The sequence below is a fragment of the Streptomyces sp. NPDC055025 genome (assembly GCF_053608565.1).
The window spans coordinates 41,274-62,543 of the sequence record NZ_JBSGVS010000010.1 but is presented as its reverse complement, the minus strand read 5'-3'; the positions used below and the strand labels follow the sequence as shown (position 1 = coordinate 62,543).

At 70.2% G+C, this 21,270-nt stretch carries 19 protein-coding genes; 15 read left to right on the top strand and 4 right to left on the bottom strand.

From position 1 onward, the window contains the following. Positions 1-134 precede the first annotated feature (134 nt). Positions 135-704, top strand: coding sequence for a SigE family RNA polymerase sigma factor (locus ACWGDX_RS08920; protein ID WP_453623660.1), 570 nt, complete (start codon positions 135-137; stop codon positions 702-704). Then, the gene (locus ACWGDX_RS08915; RefSeq protein ID WP_453623659.1) at positions 701-1,477 is read left to right on the top strand and encodes a hypothetical protein; all 777 of its coding nucleotides are present in this window, start codon (positions 701-703) and stop codon (positions 1,475-1,477) included. The genes ACWGDX_RS08920 and ACWGDX_RS08915 overlap by 4 nt, the downstream gene beginning before the upstream one ends. A gap of 693 nt (positions 1,478-2,170) precedes the next feature. Here the strand turns inward: ACWGDX_RS08915 and ACWGDX_RS08910 are convergent. Next, positions 2,171-2,401 (bottom strand): hypothetical protein, encoded by a 231-nt coding sequence (locus tag ACWGDX_RS08910; protein ID WP_453623657.1) that lies wholly within the window; start codon positions 2,399-2,401, stop codon positions 2,171-2,173. A 145-nt stretch (positions 2,402-2,546) separates the two neighbouring features. On the opposite strand from ACWGDX_RS08910, the gene ACWGDX_RS08905 reads away from it, so the two are divergent. Continuing rightward, positions 2,547-3,692: a lactonase family protein gene (locus ACWGDX_RS08905; RefSeq protein WP_453623655.1), complete on the top strand. Its 1,146-nt coding sequence runs from the start codon at positions 2,547-2,549 to the stop codon at positions 3,690-3,692. Between the two features lie 152 nt (positions 3,693-3,844). Here the strand turns inward: ACWGDX_RS08905 and ACWGDX_RS08900 are convergent, their stop codons facing one another. Continuing rightward, positions 3,845-5,293: an MFS transporter gene (locus tag ACWGDX_RS08900; protein WP_453623653.1), complete on the bottom strand. Its 1,449-nt coding sequence runs from the start codon at positions 5,291-5,293 to the stop codon at positions 3,845-3,847. Positions 5,294-5,481: 188 nt separating this feature from the next. Here ACWGDX_RS08900 and ACWGDX_RS08895 point away from each other — a divergent pair, with 188 nt between their 5' ends. The 9 genes from ACWGDX_RS08895 (at position 5,482) to ACWGDX_RS08855 (ending at position 13,840) form a co-directional block, all read left to right on the top strand. Then, positions 5,482-6,471, top strand: a complete 990-nt coding sequence (locus tag ACWGDX_RS08895; protein ID WP_453623651.1) for a helix-turn-helix transcriptional regulator — start codon at positions 5,482-5,484, stop codon at positions 6,469-6,471. A gap of 222 nt (positions 6,472-6,693) precedes the next feature. Beyond that, positions 6,694-7,092: a helix-turn-helix domain-containing protein gene (locus tag ACWGDX_RS08890; protein WP_453623649.1), complete on the top strand. Its 399-nt coding sequence runs from the start codon at positions 6,694-6,696 to the stop codon at positions 7,090-7,092. Positions 7,093-7,175: 83 nt separating this feature from the next. Continuing rightward, positions 7,176-7,586, top strand: a complete 411-nt coding sequence (locus ACWGDX_RS08885) for a VOC family protein (protein WP_453623647.1) — start codon at positions 7,176-7,178, stop codon at positions 7,584-7,586. A 141-nt stretch (positions 7,587-7,727) separates the two neighbouring features. After that, complete coding sequence (locus tag ACWGDX_RS08880) at positions 7,728-7,997, top strand: hypothetical protein (protein WP_453623646.1); 270 nt, start codon at positions 7,728-7,730, stop codon at positions 7,995-7,997. A gap of 191 nt (positions 7,998-8,188) precedes the next feature. Next, on the top strand, positions 8,189-9,313 hold the full coding sequence (locus ACWGDX_RS08875) for a PP2C family protein-serine/threonine phosphatase (protein WP_453623644.1): 1,125 nt from the start codon (positions 8,189-8,191) through the stop codon (positions 9,311-9,313). A 226-nt stretch (positions 9,314-9,539) separates the two neighbouring features. Continuing rightward, positions 9,540-10,019, top strand: a complete 480-nt coding sequence (locus tag ACWGDX_RS08870) for a hypothetical protein (RefSeq protein WP_453623642.1) — start codon at positions 9,540-9,542, stop codon at positions 10,017-10,019. Positions 10,020-10,176: 157 nt separating this feature from the next. Next, positions 10,177-10,302, top strand: coding sequence for an azolemycin family RiPP peptide (locus ACWGDX_RS08865; RefSeq protein ID WP_453623640.1), 126 nt, complete (start codon positions 10,177-10,179; stop codon positions 10,300-10,302). 87 nt (positions 10,303-10,389) lie between these two features. Next, positions 10,390-12,636 carry a YcaO-like family protein gene (locus ACWGDX_RS08860; RefSeq protein WP_453623638.1) on the top strand — a complete coding sequence of 749 codons (2,247 nt, stop codon included), beginning with the start codon at positions 10,390-10,392 and terminating at the stop codon, positions 12,634-12,636. A gap of 64 nt (positions 12,637-12,700) precedes the next feature. Further along, positions 12,701-13,840, top strand: a complete 1,140-nt coding sequence (locus tag ACWGDX_RS08855) for a SagB family peptide dehydrogenase (protein WP_453623636.1) — start codon at positions 12,701-12,703, stop codon at positions 13,838-13,840. A gap of 53 nt (positions 13,841-13,893) precedes the next feature. Here the strand turns inward: ACWGDX_RS08855 and ACWGDX_RS08850 are convergent, their stop codons facing one another. Continuing rightward, the gene (locus tag ACWGDX_RS08850) at positions 13,894-15,471 is read right to left on the bottom strand and encodes a SpoIIE family protein phosphatase (protein WP_453623773.1); all 1,578 of its coding nucleotides are present in this window, start codon (positions 15,469-15,471) and stop codon (positions 13,894-13,896) included. Positions 15,472-15,885: 414 nt separating this feature from the next. Then, positions 15,886-16,212, bottom strand: a complete 327-nt coding sequence (locus tag ACWGDX_RS08845; RefSeq protein WP_453623634.1) for a DUF7660 family protein — start codon at positions 16,210-16,212, stop codon at positions 15,886-15,888. Positions 16,213-16,330: 118 nt separating this feature from the next. On the opposite strand from ACWGDX_RS08845, the gene ACWGDX_RS08840 reads away from it, so the two are divergent. From ACWGDX_RS08840 to ACWGDX_RS08830, 3 genes are all read left to right on the top strand, one after another. Then, positions 16,331-18,010 (top strand): serine/threonine-protein kinase, encoded by a 1,680-nt coding sequence (locus ACWGDX_RS08840; protein WP_453623632.1) that lies wholly within the window; start codon positions 16,331-16,333, stop codon positions 18,008-18,010. 188 nt (positions 18,011-18,198) lie between these two features. Then, complete coding sequence (locus ACWGDX_RS08835) at positions 18,199-18,576, top strand: hypothetical protein (RefSeq protein ID WP_453623630.1); 378 nt, start codon at positions 18,199-18,201, stop codon at positions 18,574-18,576. Positions 18,577-19,527: 951 nt separating this feature from the next. Next, entirely contained in the window at positions 19,528-21,255 is a 1,728-nt protein-coding gene (locus tag ACWGDX_RS08830; protein ID WP_453623628.1) for an ABC transporter ATP-binding protein, read from the top strand. The last annotated feature ends 15 nt before the right edge of the window (positions 21,256-21,270 follow it).

Below are 21,270 nucleotides of genomic sequence, written 5' to 3'. Positions count from 1 at the left end.
CCGGGCCCGCGAAGATCGGCCGGACAGGGCCCAAGAGCCGGGTGGGGGCCTTGGCCGCTCGGGGGAGCCCAGGCCCCCACCCGTACCGCCGCACCTCATCTCAACTTTCCGCTCGAACCGAGGGACCGCCGGTTGTGCCGTACACGAACGACGACTTCGCCGAGTACGCCGCAGCGGCCTGGCCCCGCCTCGTACGCGCCGCGCATCTGCTGACCGGCGACTTCCACGAGGCCGAGGATCTCGTGCAGACCACCCTCGTCAAGGTCTGTGCGCGCTGGCGGCGTATCCCCCGTGAGCAAGTCGAGTTCTATGTACGCCGGTCGCTGATCAACAACAACCTCAGCCGGGTGCGGAAACGGCGTGTCATCCATCTGCTGACGCCGTTGATGCCGGAGAGAGTGCACGGCCGGCACGCCGGGCACGCCGAGCACATCGAGGAGCGTGCCGCGCTCGCCCAGGCCCTGGCGACGCTGTCGGCCCGGCAGCGGGCGGTCGTGGTGCTGCGCTACTGGGAGGATTTGAACGAACAGGAGATAGCCGAGGTGCTGAACTGCTCGGTCGGAACGGTCAAGACCCATGCCCGGCGTGCACTGGAGACCCTGCGCGCCCATCCCGTCATCGCCCGCCGGCTCCCCGGAGCCGGAGCCGCCCCTGGCCCGAGGGCCGTCCCCGGCACCGGAGCCGGGACCGGAGCCCGCCCATGAATGCCGCCTCCGGTGCCGGACGAGAGCCGGACGACAGGTCCTCCCGCGCACACCACCGCGCGTACGAGGACGTACTGCGCGACAGCGTCGCCGAGGCCGCGAACGCCGTCACGCCCTCCCCCGTCCCGCTGGCCGCGATCGAACGGGCCGGCCGCGCCCGGCGCCGGCGCGGCAACGCGGCCCTGGCGGTGGCCGGTTGCGGCCTGCTGCTGGGCCCGCTGGCCGTCGTCCTCGTACGCGGCACTCCGCCGCCCGACCCCGCCCCCGTACCCGCGCCGGTTCTCACCGCGCCGCCGGCGCCCTCGCCCGCCCCGGAGCCGGTCCGTGTGGTCCGGCCGGGCCAGCGTGTGAAGGCCGCACCGGGGACGGAGGTGTGGCTGACCGAGGACGGCAAGCACTGGTCCACTCCTGAGCAGCCCGACCAGTTCCGCAGTGTGAGCGACGGCAATCTCGATCTGAGCGCGCCGGGCATCTCCCACCAGGCGGAAACCGCGGGCAACCGCTACTTCCACTCCGGTATCTACTACGGGACGCGCGACGCGGGACGTGTCGAGATCACGACCCGGAACGGCAGGGTGGTGCGCGCCGAGCTGCTGGAGCTGGCGGGCAGGCCCGGCTGGGGCGTCTGGTACACCACCACCGAACTGCCCCCCGCCGGAACGGCCCTCGGGCCCGAAGGCGCGGACGCGGGCACGAGCGCGGACGCACCGGTCGACTTCATCCGCGACATCACCGTCTACGACTCCGCGGGCGCGGTCGTCACGACGCTCTGACCGGCCATGACACCCAGGGCGACAGCGCGGGCAGGCGGAACGGCCTGCCCGCGTACGGCAGGGGACCGGTGCGACCGGCCGTCACACCGCCCGGTCTCGCGGGGCCCTGTCTCGCGCGGCCCTGATCCGCGGTCGGAGGCCGCCCCGCCCAATGAGACACCAATTGGTGTCCATGGACAGTCGCCGACGGCCGTCGCCAGGATGTGCAGCATGCTTACGACGCACCCCGGTGTGATGTGCCGCTACGTGGATCTGCGGCGCACCCGCAGCGCCCTCTGTCGCTGACCACCAGCCGCCCGCGGCCCACCGTCGCCTGACCGCCCCCGGCAGCGGCGACCGCCGCCCGCCACCCGGCTGATCCGCGCCCGACGGACCGGCCGCCCGCGCCTCGCGGTCCTCGGAACCGCGCTCGTCACCCTGCTCGTCCCCGCGCTCGGCGCCTGCGGCGGCGACGCCTCCTCCACGGGCGCCGGCGCCACCCTGCGTGCCAACCTCGGCCTGCCCGTACCGGCCAACCGTCACACACTCGGGCCCCAGCTCGTCAACGACTGAGGCCCGCGCCAGAACCTGCTGCTCAACCGTGCCGCGTACGGCTTCGACGCCCCGACCGACGAGGTGCGGCGCCCCTGGGGCGAACGGCGCCTTTCCCAGGGGCCTGGACAGGGATGAGGCGCTGCGCCGCTTCCACTCGTTCTACGGTCCGCCCGAGGAGATCGTCGTGGCGCTCGGGCAGGAGAAGGTCCTGCCTGTCGCGACCGGCCTGATCACCCGGTTCAACCCCGCCGTACCCGGCCACGACGCCGCGATCCGTGCCCTTGAGCCGATCGCGACCGAGGTGGCCCCCGCCCTGGGCCGGCAGCCGGCGGCCAGGCCCGGGTCCGGGTCCGGGTCGGGGTCCGGGTGTGTGCCGCCGTCCGATGCCACAGCGCTCACTCCCCCGGGGGAACGGTCCCGGTCGGTCCACGGCTCCGGGACCCGCTCGCACGATCATGACGACGGACCCTGCCCTCGGCCGGACCGGCCCGGCAGGCGTCCGTCACGCGAACCCGCCTCAGCCCGAAGGGGAACGATGCAGCGCGCAAGCATGTTCGTCCGGACCACCAGGATCGCCGCCGCGGTGACCGCTCTCGTCGCCGCGTGCGCGATTCCCGCGTCCGCAGAATCGCCCCGGCCGGCCGGAGAACACCAGGGCCCCGTCTTCGTCCAGACCGACAGCACCAGCGGCAACAAGATCGTCGCCTATCACCGTGCCCCCAACGGCACCCTCCACAAGCGAGCCGTCTACGCCACCAACGGCAAGGGCGGGATCCTCGGCGGCTCCGTCGTCGACCATCTCGCGTCCCAGGGATCCCTCACCTACGACCGTCGCCACAAACTGCTGTACGCGGTCAACGCCGGCAGCAACTCGATCACCGCGTTCTCCGTCGACGGTGAGCGGCTCCACCGCCGGCAGGTCATCTCCTCCGGCGGCACCTTCCCTGTCAGCGTCACGGTGCACGAGGACCGCGTCTATGTCCTCAACGCACGCAACGGAGGGTCCGTCCAGGGCTACCGGCTCACCGAGAAGGGTCTCCACCGCGTCCCGGCGTGGCACCGCGCCCTGCGTCTGAACACCTCCACCGCGCCGGAGTTCCTCCACACTCCGGGGCAGGTCACCTTCACCCCCGACGGGTCGCGGCTCGTCGTGAGCACCAAAATGGGCGGCAACAGCATCGCCGTCTTCCCCTTCGACAGCTCCGGCACCCCCTCGGCCCGGCCCGTCGTCAGCAGCAAGGCCGGCTCGGCGCCCTTCGGTCTGACCTTCGACCGGCAGGGCCGCCTGGTGGTCGCGGACGCGGGTCCCAACGCCGTTCTGACGTTCCGTATCGAGAACGACAGTGACATCACACTGCTCGACGACATCCTCACCGGCCAGCAGGCCAGCTGCTGGGTCACCCGCGCCGGAAACCGCTTCTACGTCTCCAACGCGGGCAGCAACACCGTCTCCGGGTTCCGGCAGACCCGGGGAGCACGCCTCGCTCCGCTCGGCAACACCCCCACCGGTACGGGCACCGTCGACAGCGCCGTCACACCCGACAACCACTACCTGTACGTACAGACAGGCGGCGTCGGGGCCGTCGACGGCTTCCGTATCAATGACGACGGCTCCCTCGCCAAGATCAGCACCACCCCCGTGCCCGACGCCGTCGGTGGCGAAGGCATCGTCGTCCTCTAGGACGTGCCCCTCGGCTAGGACGTGCCCCTCGGCACTCCACCGCCGGACAGATCGCGGGCGGCCCCTCACTCACCGAGGTGCCGCCCGCGAGGCGGGCGGCGGCCGCGCGGCCGCTCCGCCGCGGCTTCGAGGAGACCGTGCGCCTCGAAGGCTCAGATCCGCTGGAGACCCTTCGTCTCCTTCCCGGTACGCAGGAACAGCGCGGCCATGATCACTCCGGCCAGCACGATGAGCGCGTTGACCAGCACGGCGGCACTCACACCGTCGAGGATCACCTCGGGGTCGGCGGACCCGCCGACACGCGCCGTGACGATGGCGCTCATGATCGGTGTGCCCATGGTGATACCGATCTGCTGGCTCATCGTGGCCATACCGGTCGCCATGCCCTGCTCCGCGTCGGGCAGACCCGAGGTGGCGGTCACCATGAACCCGACGATGACGAGCATGTTCCCCACACCGCCGACGAAGGTCGCGGTCAGCAGCAACCACATCGAGCCCCGGCCGTCGCCGAGACCGACCAGCGCCACCGTGGCCACCGCCTGCACCAGGCCGCCTGTCACCAGCGTCGGGGTGGTGCCGATCCCGCCGATCACCCGGGCCGCGGTGACACCGCCGACGACGGTGCCCAGACCCAGTACACCGAAGGACAGACCGGCCGCGAGCGGTGAGAACCCGAGCACCTTCTGAAGGTAGAGGGTCATCAGGAAGACGAGGGACGTCTCGGTGACGAAGGCGAGCAGACCCGCCAGGTTTCCGAAAATCACCGAACGCCGCCGGAGGATACGTACCGGAACGAGCGGCCGGGGCACCCTCTTCTCCACGAAGTAGAAGACCACCAGCAGCACCACGCCCAGGACCAGCCCGGCCAGGGCCTTCGGGGCGCCGAATCCATGCTCGCCCGCCATGGTCAGCCCGTACACCAGCGAGAGCAGTCCCACGGTCACGGCCAGCGCGCCCGGCAGATCGAGCCGTGCCCGGTCCTCGCCCCGGCTCTCGGAGATCACGGCCGGCGCGATGATCAGCACAGCCAGCGCGACGGGCACATTGATCAGGAACGACCAACGCCAGCTCAGCAGATCGGTGAGTACACCACCGAGCACCGCGCCGGTGGTGAACCCTGCGGACATCAGCGCGCCGTTGAGACCGAGCGCCCTGGACCGCAGCGGGCCCTCGGGGAACGACGAGGTCAGCAGCGAGAGACCGGCCGGGGTCACCGCGGCGGTCGCCAGCCCCTGTGCGACACGGGCGATCAGCAGGGTCTCGGGGCTGACGGCGAGCCCCCCGAGCAGTGAGGCGGCGCCCAGGACCGCGAGCCCGGTCAGAAAGAGCCGGCGCCGGCCGACAAGGTCGGCGATCCGGCCGAAGAGCAGGGTGAATCCGGCGGCGGCGAGGGCGAACGAGGTGGCGATCCACTGGAGGTTCCCCAGCGAGAAGCCCAGGCCCCTGCCTATCACGGGCAGCGCGACGTTCAGGATCGAGAAGTCCACGGCGAGCATGAACTGCGCGACCAGCAGGACCACCAGGACGAGCCTCAGCCGGCCGGTGAGCCGCTCGGGGTGTGCTGAAGGCCGCTGCTCTGACACATCGTCGAGTGTCGACATCGTCGGGTTCCCTCTCGTCCTTGACCAGGCATGACCATCACGCCGACCGAGAGTCTGCGGTGACGTCGAGGGGGCAGCCAGCCACGCGCGCCGCGTACGCGAGGCATGCGTGTGACCGCTGGTCCTACCACTCGCAGGGTGTGGACAGGCCCCGGTCCGGACGGAGGGCCGCGGCCATACTGGTCCGCATGGACACTCCCGCGGAGCTTGGTGAATTCCTGCGCACACGGCGCGCACGGCTGAAGCCCGAGGACGTCGGACTGGTCTCGTACGGGGCGCAGCGGCGTGTGCCGGGCCTCCGGCGCGAGGAGCTGGCGCAGCTCGCCGGGGTGAGCCCGGCGTACTACGCGCGGCTGGAGCAGGGCCAGAGCGGCAACGCCTCCGAGGGGGTGCTCGACGCGCTCGCCCGCGCGCTCCGGCTGAGCGACGACGAACACACCCATCTGCGGAACCTCGCCCGTCCCGGCCGCGCCAGGCGCCGTCCACCGGAGCGGGCGGTCTGCGTCCGGCCCGGTACGAAGCAGCTCATCGACGCCATGGACGGCGTTCCCGCGATCGTGCTGGACCGGCGCAGCGATGTCCTCGCCTGGAATCCCCTGGGCCACGGCCTGGTCGGGGACCATCTCGACTTCGCCGCTCCCGACCGGCAGACCGGGCGTCCCAATCTTCAGCGGCTGCTCTTCCTCGACCCGCACACCCGCGAGCTGTATCCGCGCTGGGAGGAGGAGGCCAGGCGCGCCGTGTCCTCGCTGCGGCTGATGGCCGGCCGCTGTCCCGACGACCGCCGGCTGGCCGAACTGGTCGGCGAACTGCTCATGAAGAGCCCGGAGTTCGCCGCGCTGTGGCAGCGCCATCCGGTACGCAACTGTGTGTCCGGGGTGAAGTCCTTCCACCATCCGCTGGTGGGGCCGATGGAGCTCTCCTTCGAGACGCTGCGCATGCCGGACGAGTCCGGCCAGTGGACGCTGATGTACAGCGCCCGGCGTGGTTCCCCGGCCGAGGCCGGTCTGAGTCTGCTGCGGACACTCGTCGAAGCGCACCCGGTCACCGCCCCCGCCGACGGCGGGCCGGGACGCTCCGACAGCGGGCCGGGAGGTTCCGACGGCAGACCGGGACGCTCCGGCCGGGGCGCCGACTCCGTCAAGGACCCGGCTCAGCCCTGTCCCGGGGTCTCCTGAGCGCGCCGGGAAGAGGTCGGACGGTGCCGAGGGCCTGCTGACGGCCAACGTCACCGAGGGCTGACCCCGCTCGAACCCGAACCGGGCATGCGCCGAACCGGGCATGCGCCGAACCGGGGATGTGCCGAACCGGGGATGCGCCGACGGTCGGGTGACGGCTTCGGTCGCACTGCTGTCATGGGGCCTGCCAAGAACGGCGGAGGACCGTGGTGTGATGGCGTCGTGAGCCGTGCCGCAGAAGAGACGAACCGCCGGATGCTCCGGGTACGGGATGCGATGGACCGCGCCTACGCGCAGCCGCTGGACATCCCGGCCCTGGCCCGGATCGCCCATGTGTCCCAGGCACACTTCACCCGCACTTTCCGGGCCACATTCGGCGAGACGCCGCACCGCTACCTGCAGCGCCGCCGTGTCGAGCGTGCGATGTTCCTGCTGCGGGAGACCGATCGCAGTGTGACGGACATCTGCTTCGAAGTCGGCTTCGGCAGCCCGGGAACCTTCAGCCGCACGTTCCACGACATCGTCGGCCGGTCGCCGAGGGAGTACCGCAAGGAAAGGAGAACGGCGGCCACGGGCGTTCCGACCTGCTTCACCATGGCATGGATGCGGCCGAGCCCGTGACCGTCCGCACACCGCGCGTACCGTCCGCCATCCGAGCAGTTTCGGATAAGTTTTCGCCCGGCTTGCCCGGTAGCGTGACGCACATGTTCAACGCGATCACACACTCACAGATATACGTCCTCGACCAGGACGAGGCCCTCGATTTCTACGTCGGCAAGCTCGGCCTGGAGGTCAACTCCGATGTCGACCTCGGCTTCATGCGCTGGCTGACCGTCCATGTCCCCGGCCATCCGGAGCGGCAGATCCTGCTGGAGAGGCCGGGAGCTCCGGCGCTGTCCGAGGAGACGGCGCAGCAGGTCCGCGAGCTGCTGACCAAGGGCGCCACGGGCGGCTCGCTCATCTTCAGCACGGACGACTGCCGCACGACGTACGACACGCTGCTGGGCCGGGGCGTCGAGTTCACCGAGGAACCCACCGAGCGCCCGTACGGAATCGACTGCGCCCTCCGCGACCCCTTCGGCAACAGCATCCGTTTCACCCAGCTGAAGGCCTGAGGACCGGTCCGGCCGGTCCGGCCGCGTCCGGCCCGAGCACTCCCGCGGCGCGGCGCGCCCGTATGACCTTTGCCCTCGTACGGGTGAAGCCGCTCCCCGATCGCCGTCGCGGCGGGGCCGATCACCGGTATCTGTCGGGCCATGCTGAAAACCCTCGCGCGGGCCATGACGGCCGCCGCCCTCATCGCCCTGCCGCTGACCGCCACGACCCCGGCCCATGCCACATACGAGCAGTGTTCCCGGTACCTCCAGAACATGGGGTACCCCCATCCGCTCCTGAGCCTCCAGTGCCAGCTGGGGGAAGGCGACTACACCTACGCCTACCGGGACTGCGTGGACGGTCTGACCGCACGGAACGTCCAGCGGGCCCACGCCAACGAGGCGTGCCGCCTGGCGCACCTACGCCCCTGAGCCGGCGCCGGGGCCGGTCGGGGCCGGTCGGGGCCGTACGGAATCCGACGGTGCTCGACCGGTTCCGTCCGGTGACGGATCACAGAGGCCGAGGCAGCTGGGCCTTGACTATTCGGTCCCCTCAACGAAAAGTGGCTAGTGCTTCGATATGAGGGGAATGTTCCATTTCTGCAATCAGCACGCTCAGTCAGGTGACCGTGACCGCCCCGAAGCGGCTCTCCCAGCGGATGCGGGACCAGGGCCGTCCGTTCGAGACGGCGCTCCTCACTCCTCTGCTGGTGATCGTCGTGGTCTCGGTGGCGGCGGCCTTCACACCCCATCTGCAGTTCAACCGGCTGCTCGGGGTGGCACCGGCGCTGGCCGCCGCCATGTTCCCCGTAGCCGGCACGCTGGGCGTCGGGCTGCTGGCCCTGACGGCCGACACGGCCCTCGGTCTCGTCGTCGAGCACGACCTGAACCGAACACCCGGTTACTTCACACTGCTCGCGATCGCGACGATCACCCTGGCCGCCGCCTACGCCAGCCGCGTACGGCAGAACCGGGAGCGCACGCTCGCCCAGGTCTGCGCCGTGGCGGAGACCGCGCAGCGGGTACTGCAACGCCCGCTGCCGAATCATCTCGGGCAGGTCGACATCGAGGTGCTCTACCGGGCCGCCGCCGCGCACGCCCGTATCGGCGGTGACTTCTACGAGGCGCTACAGACCCCGTACGGGGTACGGCTGATCATCGGTGATGTGCGCGGCAAGGGGCTGCCCGCCGTCGAGGCCGCCTCCGTCGTCCTCAGCTCGTTCCGGGTGTTCGTCAAGGACAGCCCCGACCTGCCGTCCCTGGCGGGCCGGCTGGAGAGCGGTATCAACGGGTACTGCGAGGTCGTCCCCAGCGAGGACGTACTGGAGCGTTTCGTCACGATCGTGCTGGTCGAGATTCCCACCGATGAGCCCGTCGCACGGCTGGTCAACTGCGGGCACCCGCCACCGCTGCTGCTGCACGACGGCGATGTGCGCGAGGTTGAACCCAGCGCGCCGTCGGCACCCATCAACATGGCCGCCCTGCTCGGCGATCACTACCGCGTGGACACGATCCCCTTCGCCGTCGGCGACAGTCTGCTGCTCTACACCGACGGTGTCAGCGAGACCCGCGATCACGCCGGGACCTTCTATCCCCTCGCCCAACGTGTCCGGCCTTGGGCCTTCACCGCGCCCCGCCAGTTCCTGGACCTCCTTGAGCAGGACATTCTCGCGTATGTCTCGGGCACCCGCGCCGACGATCTCGCGGCCCTCGTGGCCCACCGCGCCGCCCTGGGCGGTACCGGTTAGACCGGACGACCGGCTGGACCGGGCGCGGACCCGGACCCTGTCCGCCCCACGCCGCGCCGGGGCGGTCCATCGCCCGCGCACCGATGGGCCGACTCCACGTTTCTGTACGAGAGTCAACGGAAACAATTGGTGACTTCGGGGGATCCACAAAGCCGCATGCCGGCTCATCCGGGCGTCGGGCGTTTTATCGACGCGTTCGACAAACTGGTGGCGCAGCCGCAGCAGGGTGCCGGTCGTCCTGCTCAACGAGCAGGACGGCGGTAATGCGGGGCGCCGGATCGTCACAGGGCTCCGGTCGCGGATGCGCGGGCGCAGCGAGGTCCTCGCCCCGCACGCGTACATCCCGCGGCTCCCCGACGGCACCGACCCGCCGCCGCTCGAACTCTTCGAGCATCTGACCCATCTGCTCGCCGAGACCATCGACCAGGCCTGGCGGACCACCGGCGGACATGACGACCGCCTCGACCGCGGACTGCTGCAAGGGGTGCTCCACCAAGGTCTGGGCGGCGGGGGTTTCGACGGGGCCACCGGCCGTATGGACGCGCACGGCGCGGCGGGCGGGGGACGGCTGACGGAGGACAAGCTGCTCGCGGTGCTGCGGGGCGGCGGCGACGGGACGACGACCGAGCTGCTGTGCGGCACGGTGGTGCGTGGGGATGCAGGGACGAGGTGGGGACCGAAAGGAAAGGAACACCCCTGCCGGTAATACAATTACACGCTGGCGATTCGCAGCAAACTCTCCGGCTTTCCCTTGACGGTTTATTCGAACGTGCCATGCAATGAAGAAAGCGCCATCGAGGCTCCGTCGAGCCATAACGGCAGCGCTGTTCAGGAGTGCCGTTCCGAGAAAGGAATCAACCGTCATGCTCGAAAACGATGAACTCTTCGAAGAAATGTCGATCCCGGAGACCGAGGCGGCTTTCGCCGGGCACAGCTGCTTCAGCGCTGTGTCGGATGTGACGGAGCGGGAGACCGGGCCGACGGAGTAGCGCGCCAGGTGTCTTCCTGTCTCGTGACGGGCAGGGAGACACCTTCTTGCTCCCGGCCCCCGACCAGTCTCCAGAAGGCGGACAGCATTGGAATCGAGCCCGGACCCGTCGGCCACCCCCCGCTCCGCCGCCCTCGTGCCCCGGCGCGATGTACGGCTCGTCAGCCGCGACGATCACCTCTATATCTGCGCGAGTACGGGGACCCTCCGCGTCCCGGCCGGAGTGCCCGCCCCGCGTGGTGGCGAGCACGGCCTCCTCGCGCTCGACGCCGTACCGGATCGCGTCGTCGAGGGAATGCGTGACCGCGGCCTTGTCCACCCCGGCGACGGACGGCGCCCCCATCCCCTCTACGGACGGGAGCAGGAGCGCGGCGACCTCACGGTCGTCCTGGCCGCCGACGGGCTACTTTCGGCCGAGACAGCCACGCATCTGAGCCGGGCCGGAGTCAGGGTGGTGGTCGCCGGGCGGAGCGCGGACGCCGACGCCGTACTCCCGCCCCTGAATGCCGACGCCCTGCCCCTGCGCGCCGACGCCGCACTCCCGCCCCTGGACGCCGACGCCGTACCGCCACCGCCGGGCGCCGACGCCGTACTGCTGCCGCTCGGTCTGGCAGAGTCCGAACTCCACCGCTGGACCCGCTTCTCCCTCGCCGGCGGCACACCGCTGGTGACGTATCTGAGCACGCCGACCCGTCTGCTCCTCGCCACCCTCACCCCGCCCCGTACCGCCTGCCCCGTCTGCCTCGTACGGCGCATCCGCGCCAACCACACCTGGCAGGCGGTCGCCGGCCTGCCCTTCGATGTGCTGCTGGGCGCGGCGGAGAGCGAGGCATGGCCCACCACCGCCATCGCCGCGGGAATCCTCGCCCACGAGTTGCTGACGGCCCTCACCACGCAGCCGCGCACCGGTCCCCCGGTCCTGACCGACATCGACCACGATTCGCTGGAGCGTACGCGCCACGCACTGTTCCACACCCCGAACTGCCCGGCGTGCGCCCAGGCCGTTGTCCCGCCGACGCGGCCCGAGGCGGACACCGTTGACGCGCACACCAGTTGGGAGCTCATGCGCGGCGCGGTCGATCCGCTGACCGGGCTCGTGCCGGAGCTGCGCGTGGACGGGAGCGACGGCCGGCGGGACAGCACCACCTACGCGCGCACCGCCGGGGTGACCACCACGACCTGGTTCTCCCCGGTGAAGGCGGAGGCGCGCGGCGGCGCCGTCAAGAGCGACCCGACCGGGGCCCGGGTCTGTGCCGTCGGCGAGACCATGGAGCGCTATGCCGCGGGCGTCTACGATCCGGAGCAGCTCATCCGCGCCACCTTCGCCGCGCTCGGCGACAAGGCCGTCGACCCGCGCACGCTCCCTCTCGGTTCGGCCAGGGAGTACACCGAGCGGCCACGGTACGGACCCTTCGACCCGGAGGTGGAGATCGACTGGGTCCGGGGCCGCTCCCTGACCACCGGTAGGACGCGGTATGTACCGGCCTGCGCGGTCTATCTGCCGTACCGCTTCCCGCGGGGCCACAAGCCCTGGTTCGACCCCATCTCCACAGGCCTGGCGGCCGGCGGCACATACCACCACGCCGTGCTCGGCGGTCTGCTGGAGATCGTCGAGCGTGACTCGGCCATCGTCTTCTGGGAGAACCGCCTCACCCTGCCGAGCCTGGATCTCGCGCGGCTCGCGGACGGCCCGGCCCGCCGGATCATCGACCGGGTCACGGCGGACGGCGCCACGGTCATCTGCAAGGACCTGACCACCGACCTCGGCATCCCGGCCGTGGCCGTCCGTTTCGCCGAAGGCACCCCCGACCGGCCCGTGGTCGTCCACACCGCCCGCGCCGACCTCGACCCGCACGCGGCACTCCTCGGAGCGCTGGAAGAAGCGTGTCTGTGCCGGACGGGCGCCGGTATCTGGCTCGCGGAGGAGGAGATCCCCGGCCCCGACGCCATCTTGAGCAGCCTCAGCGAATTCTCCCTCTACTACTGCTCCCCCGAGCGCCGGCACCATCTGGGCTTCTGGGACGAGGGCCCGCTGCACCCGGTCCCGCCCGCCAGACCCGCCGGCGGACTCCGGGCCGACGTGGACGAGGCGGTCCGCCGGCTGGCCGGCCGGGGGTACGAGACCATCACGGTCGACATCACCCCGGTCGATGTGGCCGAGTGCGGCGTATCGGTGGTCAGGACGGTGGTGCCCGGCCTGTGCCCGCTCACCCTGCGCAGCGACTTCCACCGACGGGGCGGCCCCCGTGTCTTCACGGCCCCGGTCGCCATGGGCGTACGCGAGAGGAGCCTCACCGAGGACGAGCTGAACCCGTTCCCGCTGCCGTTCCTGTGACGGCGCCCGGTCCACGGCCTGTGCGACGGAAGACACCCGATCAGCGAGAGAAAGGGGTGGCCCCATGGACAACCAGCACCGCTACCGACGCAACCCCGACATTCTGCTGGAGTGGGGAGAGGGCGCGGGACCCGTCCTGGTCGACTGCCGTCGATGGCGGAAGTTCTCCGTCAAGCCCGTGCTCGTCGGGCTGCTCCACCAGCTCGACCGCCCGCTGACGGCGGAAGAACTCCACGAGCGCTGGCAGGACTCCGGCCATGCCGAGGAGGCGCGCGGACTTCTGGACCGGCTTGCCTCGGCCGGGATCGTCCAGCGGTGCGCACCGGCCCGCACACCGGCCGAAGGCACCACCGAGGGCGGTGACGAATGCGGTGCCGACCGCGGTGACAACACCACGGGAACAGGAGTCGCCTCCGGCGGCGACGGCTGGACGCCCTATGAACTCGCCGTACACGCACAGGCCGGGAGGGGTCCCGTCCCGTATGCCCGGCGCGGCGCCCCGCCACCCGCGCGCCTCAGCCACCCCGAGGCCACCGAGGTCATCGTGCTTCCCGACGGCCGTGACATCCCGAGCCGCCCGCTGGCCGAGGTGCTGGCCGAGCGCCGCAGCGTCCGCGCTTTCGCCCCGTCCCCGGTGCCGCTCCCGCTCATCGGCGCGTTCCTCGACCGGACCGCCCGGGTGCGCGGCTACCTCCCACCGCGCGCGTACGAACAGACCCACCGCGCGGCTCCCTCCGGCGGGGGACGCCACAGTCTGGAGGTGTATCTGCTGGCGCGCGAGGTGGAGGGGCTGGCGGGCGGGGCCTATCACTACGATCCGTTCACCCACACACTGCACCGGCTCTCCGCGTGGACCGATGAACTCGCCGTCCTGCAACGGCGGACCGTCATCGACGCCGCCGCCATGGCCGAGGCGCCACCCGCCGGGATCTATCTGGCGTCCTGCGCCGGCCGAACCACCTGGAAGTACGAAGGGATGTCGCTGAGTCTCGTCTATCGCGACACCGGCTGTCTGATGCAGACCATGTGTCTGACCGCGACCGATCTGGGTCTGGCGTCCTGTCTGACCGGTGCGATGGAGACACCGTTGACGGCCCCGTTCCTGGCTCCACACCGGGAGCGGCTGATCCATGTGGGCAATGTGGCCCTCGGCCTGCCCACTGTCCCCTCAGCCGTGCCCGCCCTGGAGCCGCTGACCCGGTAGTGAAAGCTTGTGCTCCCTGTCCAGACCTCCGCGCCGCGCGCGTACCACGCCGCTCACCGTGACGGGCCGGGGGTGATCCGGGACGCCAGCAGCAGGGCCACATCGTCTTCCTGGCCCTGCCGGTCCTCGATGCTGGCGACGATGTGCTCCGCCAGCCGGTCGAGTTCGCCGGGGCCGGGACCGCTGTCGAGAAGCATCTGTATCTGGTGCTCACCGGCGGCCATGTCGGTGTCGTGGAACTCCAGCAGTCCGTCGGTGCAGAGCAGGAGCGTCTCCTGCCGGCCGAGGTGAAAGTGGTGAACGGGGTAAGGAGCGTCGCTGGGGTCGGACAGGCTGAGCGGGAGTCCGGGCGGAAGGCCGAGCGGCGGCCCGCCGTCCACGGCCAGTTGGGTACTTCCGCGGGCGGTGCGGACATGCGGACTGGGGTGTCCGGCGCGGACGACCTCCGCGCGGCCGGTGGCGGGGCCGAGGCTGACATAGATACAGGTGGCGAGGCGCTCGGTGTCCAGGTCGCGCAGAAACGCCGAGGCCCTGGACATGAGGGCGGCGGGCGAATGCCCCTCGGTGGCATACGCGCGAAGAGCCGTCCGCAACTGTCCCATGACAGCGGCGGCCTGAATGTCATGTCCCTGTACGTCACCCACGACGAGGCCCACCCGTCCTTCGGGCAGCGGCATCACGTCGTACCAGTCCCCGCCTATCTGATGACCGGCCCGCGCGGGCCGGTACCGCGCGGCGACGCTCACTCCCGGCACCGCCTCGATCCTGGCCGGGAGCATGGCCTGCTGAAGACCGACCGCCATCGCGTGTTCCTCGTCGTAGAGCAGCGCCCGCTGGAAGGCCTGGGCGACGGTGGCCGACAGAGCCGTCAGCAGATTGCGCTCCTCGGGCGAGAAGCCTTTCTTTCCCTCGTAGAGAATCGCGAGCACGCCGGTGAGCCGCGCCTGTGCCATGAGAGGCAGGACCGCGGACGCGGTAAAACCTGTCCCTTTGATATAAGGCCATAGCATCGAGTAATTGGCCCGTATGTCTTCCCGCGTGACGAACAGCGCTTTCTGTGTCTGGAAAACCTCGGCGATCGGCCGGTCGTCGTCAAGGCGACCATACTCCACTTCCCGTACATATTTAGGAGGCATACCGACGGTGGCCAGTCTGCGCAGTCTGTTCTGCTCAAGAACGGTCAGCGATATTCCCACGGCGCCCACCGGGCCCAGAATCTCATGACTGGTCAGAGCCGTCAGCACATCTTCGACACCGAGCGCCTGGGAGAGAGCCGTCGTGGTCGCCTGGACAACGCCTGCCTGGTGACGGCGCTCGGACTCCAGGACGGACCGCTCCTCGGCATAATGCAGCTCGGCGCGGAGGACACCGATCACCCGGACGGGATTTCCGGCATCATCACGCACAACGGCCGCCTGTGAGTGTGCCCACCGAGCGGTGCCATCCGATTGACGAACACGGAAATAATTCCCACAACTTGCCGAACGCCCGGGATCCGCGATAATCTCAGCGGTCCGCACCCTGATACCGGACCGCTCCTCAGGTACGATCCGGTCATAGAGCGTGGATATCTTCCCGTCGAACTCATCGGGCGCCAGATCGAATATCGCAAGTGCGCTCGGATCGAGCATGACCCGCGCGGATTCCAGATCCCACACGAATCCGCCGATGCCGTTCAATTCCATCGCTCTCGACAGATCCGCTCGCAGTCCGTCTCCGAGTGGATCAGATGGCACACCACCCGACATCGGGCGGTTACTGTGCGTCATACAACCTCCTGACATTTAAGTGTAGTCCGAGGCGGATAACCGCCCTGTCGCCGCATTTTTCGCCGGCCCGGCCGACCACTTCATAAATCCGGCTCAGCTCCCCGCACCGCGTGCCGGGGCATGACCTTGCTCATCATCGGCGCCAGCGGTTTCCTCGACGGGGAACCGGCAGGACAGGCGACAGCTTCCGGTCACGCCGTTGCCGGGACCTTCGCGAGGAACCCCGGTCGCCTCTCCGGAATGGTGCGAGGAGAGCCGATGAAAGCCGGGCCCCGGTTACTCGTAAACCGTGGCTGCTTGGAGCGCGCGGGCGATGAAGGTCCAGTCACCGCCTGCTGGAAGCTCTTTGCCGACGTTCCGATAGAAGCCCGGAGAGGCTTGCACCCACGTGGCGAGGGCTTCCAAGAAAGTGGCGAGTGTGTTGTTCTCCCACGTATCGCCTTGCCGCAGGAAGTCCTGGTGCAGCGCGCGGACGAAAGCGGCCAGCTCCTCGCGGCTGTGGATCTCGTCATCTGGAGCAAGGGACATGCCGGTGAGTATCCGGTGGCCCCGTAGGACGGTCATCCAGGGGGCTGGTTGTTGGTGGTTCTCGTCACGGATCATGCGGCGGCGCCTGGTACCGCGACGCCTCGCACAGGCGGCTGTATACCTGTGGCCGCGTGGGCCCGCAACTGCCAAAATTCTCTGACCGTCCAAGTGCATTATTCAGTGGGGGTGTTGGGTGCAGTCGCTGACGGCTGAGGATCCGCGGCGGGTAGGTGCGTACCGGCTGCTGTACCGCCTTGGTGAGGGCGGCATGGGGCGGGTGTACCTCGGCCGGTCGCCGGGCGGTCAGACGGTGGCGGTCAAGATGGTGCATGCGGGGATGGCCAGTGCGCCGGGTTTCAGGGAGAGGTTCGCGCGGGAGGTCCGTGTGTCCCGGGAGGTCTCCGGGCCAGGAACGGTGCCGTTGCTGGCCGCCGCCGCGGATGCCCCGATTCCGTGGCTGGCCTCCGCCTATGTTCCAGGTCCGTCCCTCGCCGAAGCCGTCCACGACCACGGACCGCTACCCGAACCGTCCCTTTGGCGGCTGCTTGCCGGGCTGGCCCGAGCCCTGAGCACGGTGCACGGGTGCGCTCTGGTACACCGCGATCTCAAGCCGACGAACGTGCTGCTGTCCTCGGACGGGCCGTTGCTGATCGATTTCGGGATCGCCCGGACAGCCGACGACACTGCCTTCACCGCAACAGGCTCGGTGGTGGGTTCCGCCGGCTACATGTCACCAGAACAGGCACATGGGGAGCAGGTGGGCCCCGCGAGTGACATCTTCTCGCTCGGGGCGGTGCTGACCTTCGCGGCCTTGGGGAGCGGCCCGTTTGGGAACGGCTCGCCACCGGAACTGCTGTACCGGGCTGTCCACAATGAACCGAACCTGAACGGCATGCCGGAGGACTACGCCGCAGTGGTGGGCGACTGTCTGGCCAAGAGGCCGGCGGACCGTCCCTCTCCGGAAGACCTGCTGTCCCGGGCAGAGGAACACCGTACAGACGAGCCCTGGCTGCCCGGCCCTCTTGTCCTGGCGATCGCCCGGAAAGCAGAGCAGCTCCTCAGCGTCGAGGCTGAGGACGACGCCACAAGGGCGGGGACAGGCGGCGGGCCACCGCCTCGTACAGCAGTGATCACCGAGGCCGACTCCGGTTCCCGGCCCTGGACTCCGCCGTCGTCCGCCCCGCCCCCGTCCATCCCGCCCCCATCCGGGCGGAGCGCGTACCCGGGCTCCGCCACACCGCACTCGTACGGGCCTCCCGCGTACCAGCCGCCCGCACAGCCCCGCCCGGCAGGACCGAGGACCGTGCCGGCTCGTCCCGGGCCACGGCAACAAGTGTGGGTGAACCCGTGGGTGCGGCGCGGACCCCTGAGCCACCCGCTGCTGAGCCTGTTCGGACTGGCGCCCGCGACCGTTCTGCTGGTGACCGGGTCCAGCCTGAAGGCGATCGCTCGTGATCACACGAGTAGTTCGCTGGAGCTGGGGGGCTGGAAGGACCTGACCGAGTGGGCGATGACGGACGACGGATGGCGGCTGCCGTTGACACTGATCCTCATCGTCATGCTGATCGTGCTGCAGTACTTCCGCGCCCGGCTCGAGCAGTATCCGGTGGCCGTCACCCGGACCTGGAATGTGGCCATCGGGTGCTTCTGGCTCCTGTTGACGGGGACCGTGATCGCGAACTTCCTCTGGCTCATAGGGACGGCCGCGGGTGCCGAGGAGGACGCGGGAGACGGCAGGCTCCTCCTCCTCAGGGGGCTTGTGTCCGCAGTCCTGATGCTGGACGGCCTCGTGACGGTACCGGTCGCGGTGGCGGCCTTCATCCGGGTGCTCCGCGGCGTTTTCGGCGACGTGGCGCGTCCCGTCCATCCCTGATCTGCCTACCGGCTGCCAGATCGTGGCGCCCCTGCCCCCTCACGCGAACACCCGACCCGCCGGCCTCACTCAAACCAGTGCTTCTCCGCACTTCACTCGATCGGGCGAGCGGCGTCTTCGACGACCTCCGTGCCGTTGGGCGTGAAACCTTGTAGACCAGTGCTTCGTGGCCATGATCGACTGAGGCCATGAGTTTGTCGGTGCATGTGTTCGTCGTCGGTGAAGACGACCAGATGAATGTGCTGGATGTCCCGGCGGGCAGTTCCGACCTCGCGGGCTTCGAGAGCTGGCGCACCGTCGTGTGGGGTTCCGAGGCGGTTCGGTCACTGGGCGCGACGTTCTTTCCGGTCCTGGCCGGCGGTGATCTGACAGTCGCCCCGAACCAGGCGGCGGACTTCCTGGCTGAATGTGCCTTGATCCGAAGCAACCTCGGCCTCGTAGCTCCCAGCGCCGATCCGGCGACGTCGCACGCGGAGTACGTACGGCAGATCTCGCAGCGGCTGAGGAACATCGAGGACGCGTGCGAGCGTGCGCGGGGCGTCGCGGGCGGTGTACTCATCTGGTAGCGGGTCCGTTCCGGAGGAAAAGTAGCGGCGACCCTGCTCATGGCGTGGCAGGGTGGCGCCATGACATTGATCCAAGGGGGCAGTGCCGCGTAGGCCGCCCGGCGCGGTGCGCGCCCAGACGCGGTTGATTCGAGGTCGGTTCAGTCAGGTCCGAGGCTTGCGACAAGGAGCCCAGGCCGCTGTCAGGCGCCTGGAGGCTCAGCGGTTTGGGCCCGGGTACCTGAGCGAGGCGCTCGGCCAGTACGAGCGGTTCTTGCGCCGGCCTGGCCGGTTGCTCTACGTGCCTTTGGCGGATTGCCCGTGCCATGACGTGTTGGGGGGCCGGGACCATGTGCAAGCCATGCTTGAGGCGTTGCCACCGGCCGCACGCCGTGATCTGAATCGGATCGTGGCCAAGCTCGACGCGGAGTTCGAGCGGCGTACGTTGCCGGACCCATTCGCGTCCGAACGGCTCTGCGGTGAGTGGTTCGACCCGCCGAGTCGGCCGTGGTGGTACCTGCGGTTGACCAAGCCGTAAGCGAACGCGTGAGGTATCGGCCACTGCCCGCCGCCGGGTGGAACACATCCGGCGGCGGAGACGGACAAGCGGGAGCCGATCCGTATCACGGGGTTCACGCGGGGCGCGATTCTCGAACTCGCGTCCTCCGATCACGCCGGAATCCACCACATCGCGGGGCGGGACGTGCGCCTGGACAGCGGCGGAACCCTGCGCAGGCTCCGCGTCAGGGTGCGCGGGGCTCGCGAATTCTGTCCGTCGAGGGGCCGGATCGGGGCACGGGCGACCGGCGTCGACGTCCTGACCGCGTACGTTCCCGCGCCTGCTCGTCCGAGCGGTCCTGCCGGGGTGCGCTGCCCTGTTCGGGGGTGGCCAGCCAGTATCGACTTAGTATAGCCTTACCTAAGTTTTCGCCCTGATCGACGGGCCGAGATCTCAGGAGCCGGAGGAGTGCGGTGGGGGCTGAAGGCCCGGCGGGGCGGGACGTCCTGAGGCGTGTGGTGGGGGGACAGCGGCGCGATGTCGTCCTCGCGTCGCTCCTCGCGGCCGGGCACCAGGCCGGAGAGGCGCTCGTTCCTGTGCTGATCGGCCTGGTGATCGACCAGGCCGTCGCCAAGGCCGACGGCGCCGCGCTGTGGCTGTGGATCGCCGTGCTGGCCGTCGTGTATGTCGGACTCTCCTTCAGTTTCCGTCACGGTGCCCGGCTGTCGGAGCGGGCCGCCGTGGCGGCGGCGCACGAGCTGCGGACCGCATTGGTGGGACGGGTGCTGAATCCGGCGGGCGGCGCGGAGGCGCTGGGGCTCCCCGGGGCCCTGGTGAACACCGCCACCGAGGACGCCAAGCGGGTCGGCGCCGTGAACGTCGCGGTGATGGAGGCGGCGGCGGCGCTGGCCGCGCTGGGTGTCAGCGCCGCGGCCCTGCTCTGGATCTCCGTACCGCTCGGTCTGGTCGTCCTGCTGGGCACCCCCCTGTTGCTGTGGCTGGGCCATCTGCTGAGCAAGCCGCTGGAGCGGCGCAGCGAGGCCGAGCAGGAACGGGCCGGGCACGCCTCGGGAGTCGCCGCGGATCTCGTGGCCGGTCTGCGGGTGCTCAAGGGCATCGGCGCCGAGTCGGCGGCCGTCGCCCGCTACCGTTCCGCCAGCCGTGCCTCACTGGGCGCCACGTTGCGCGCGACCCGGGCGCAGGCCTGGCAGAAGGGGATGACGCTCACGCTGACGGGTGTGTTCATCGCCCTGGTCGCCCTGATAGGCGGCCGGCTGGCCGCCGCGGGTGACATCAGTCTGGGCGGACTGGTCTCGGCGGTCGGGCTGGCGCTGTTCCTGCTCGGGCCGCTCGAAGTGGTCGGCTGGGTGAACTCCGAGTTCGCCCAGGGCCGTTCCTCCGCCGCCCGTATCGCGAAGGTGCTCGCCGCTCCCCCGGCGGTGGAGCCGGGTCCTGACCCGCTGCCGGTGCCGGTACGCGGCCATGTACGGCTGCGCGGTGTCTCGTACGCGACGCTCCGTGACGTCGATCTGGAGGCCGCGCCCGGCGAGTTGCTCGGGGTGGTCGCCACCGATCCGGCCGACGCGCTGGCGCTGCTGGGCTGTCTGGGGCGCGTGGCCGATCCGGACTCCGGGACCGTGGAACTGGACGGTACGGCCCTGACGGCGCTGGACCCGGCGGAGATCCGGAAGGTGCTCCTGGTCGCGGGCCATGACGCCGATCTGTTCGAGGGCACCCTGACCAGCAATGTGTCGGCCGCCGCGGGCCGGACCACCGAGGTGCCCGCCGCCGCGGGCCCGGCCGGTGACATCGTGACGGCGGCGATGGCCGCGGCCGGCGCGGACGAGGTCGCCGAGGCTCTCCCGCACGGCGCCGGTACGACGGTCACCGAGCGCGGACGGTCCCTGTCCGGTGGCCAGCGCCAGCGTGTGGCCCTCGCCCGCGCACTGGCGGCCGACGCTCCGGTGCTGGTGCTGCATGACCCGACGACGGCGGTCGACACGGTCACCGAGGCCCGGTTGGCCGACGCCGTCAGGGACTTCCGGCGGGGGCGTACGACGATCATGGTCACCACGAGTCCGGCGCTGCTCGCGATGACCGACCGGGTGGTGCTCGTCCAGGGCGGGCGCGTCACCGGAGCGGCGCCCCACGCCGAACTCGTACGGCGTCACGAGAGCTACCGGACGGCGGTCTTCGCGTGAAGCACGAGCACACCG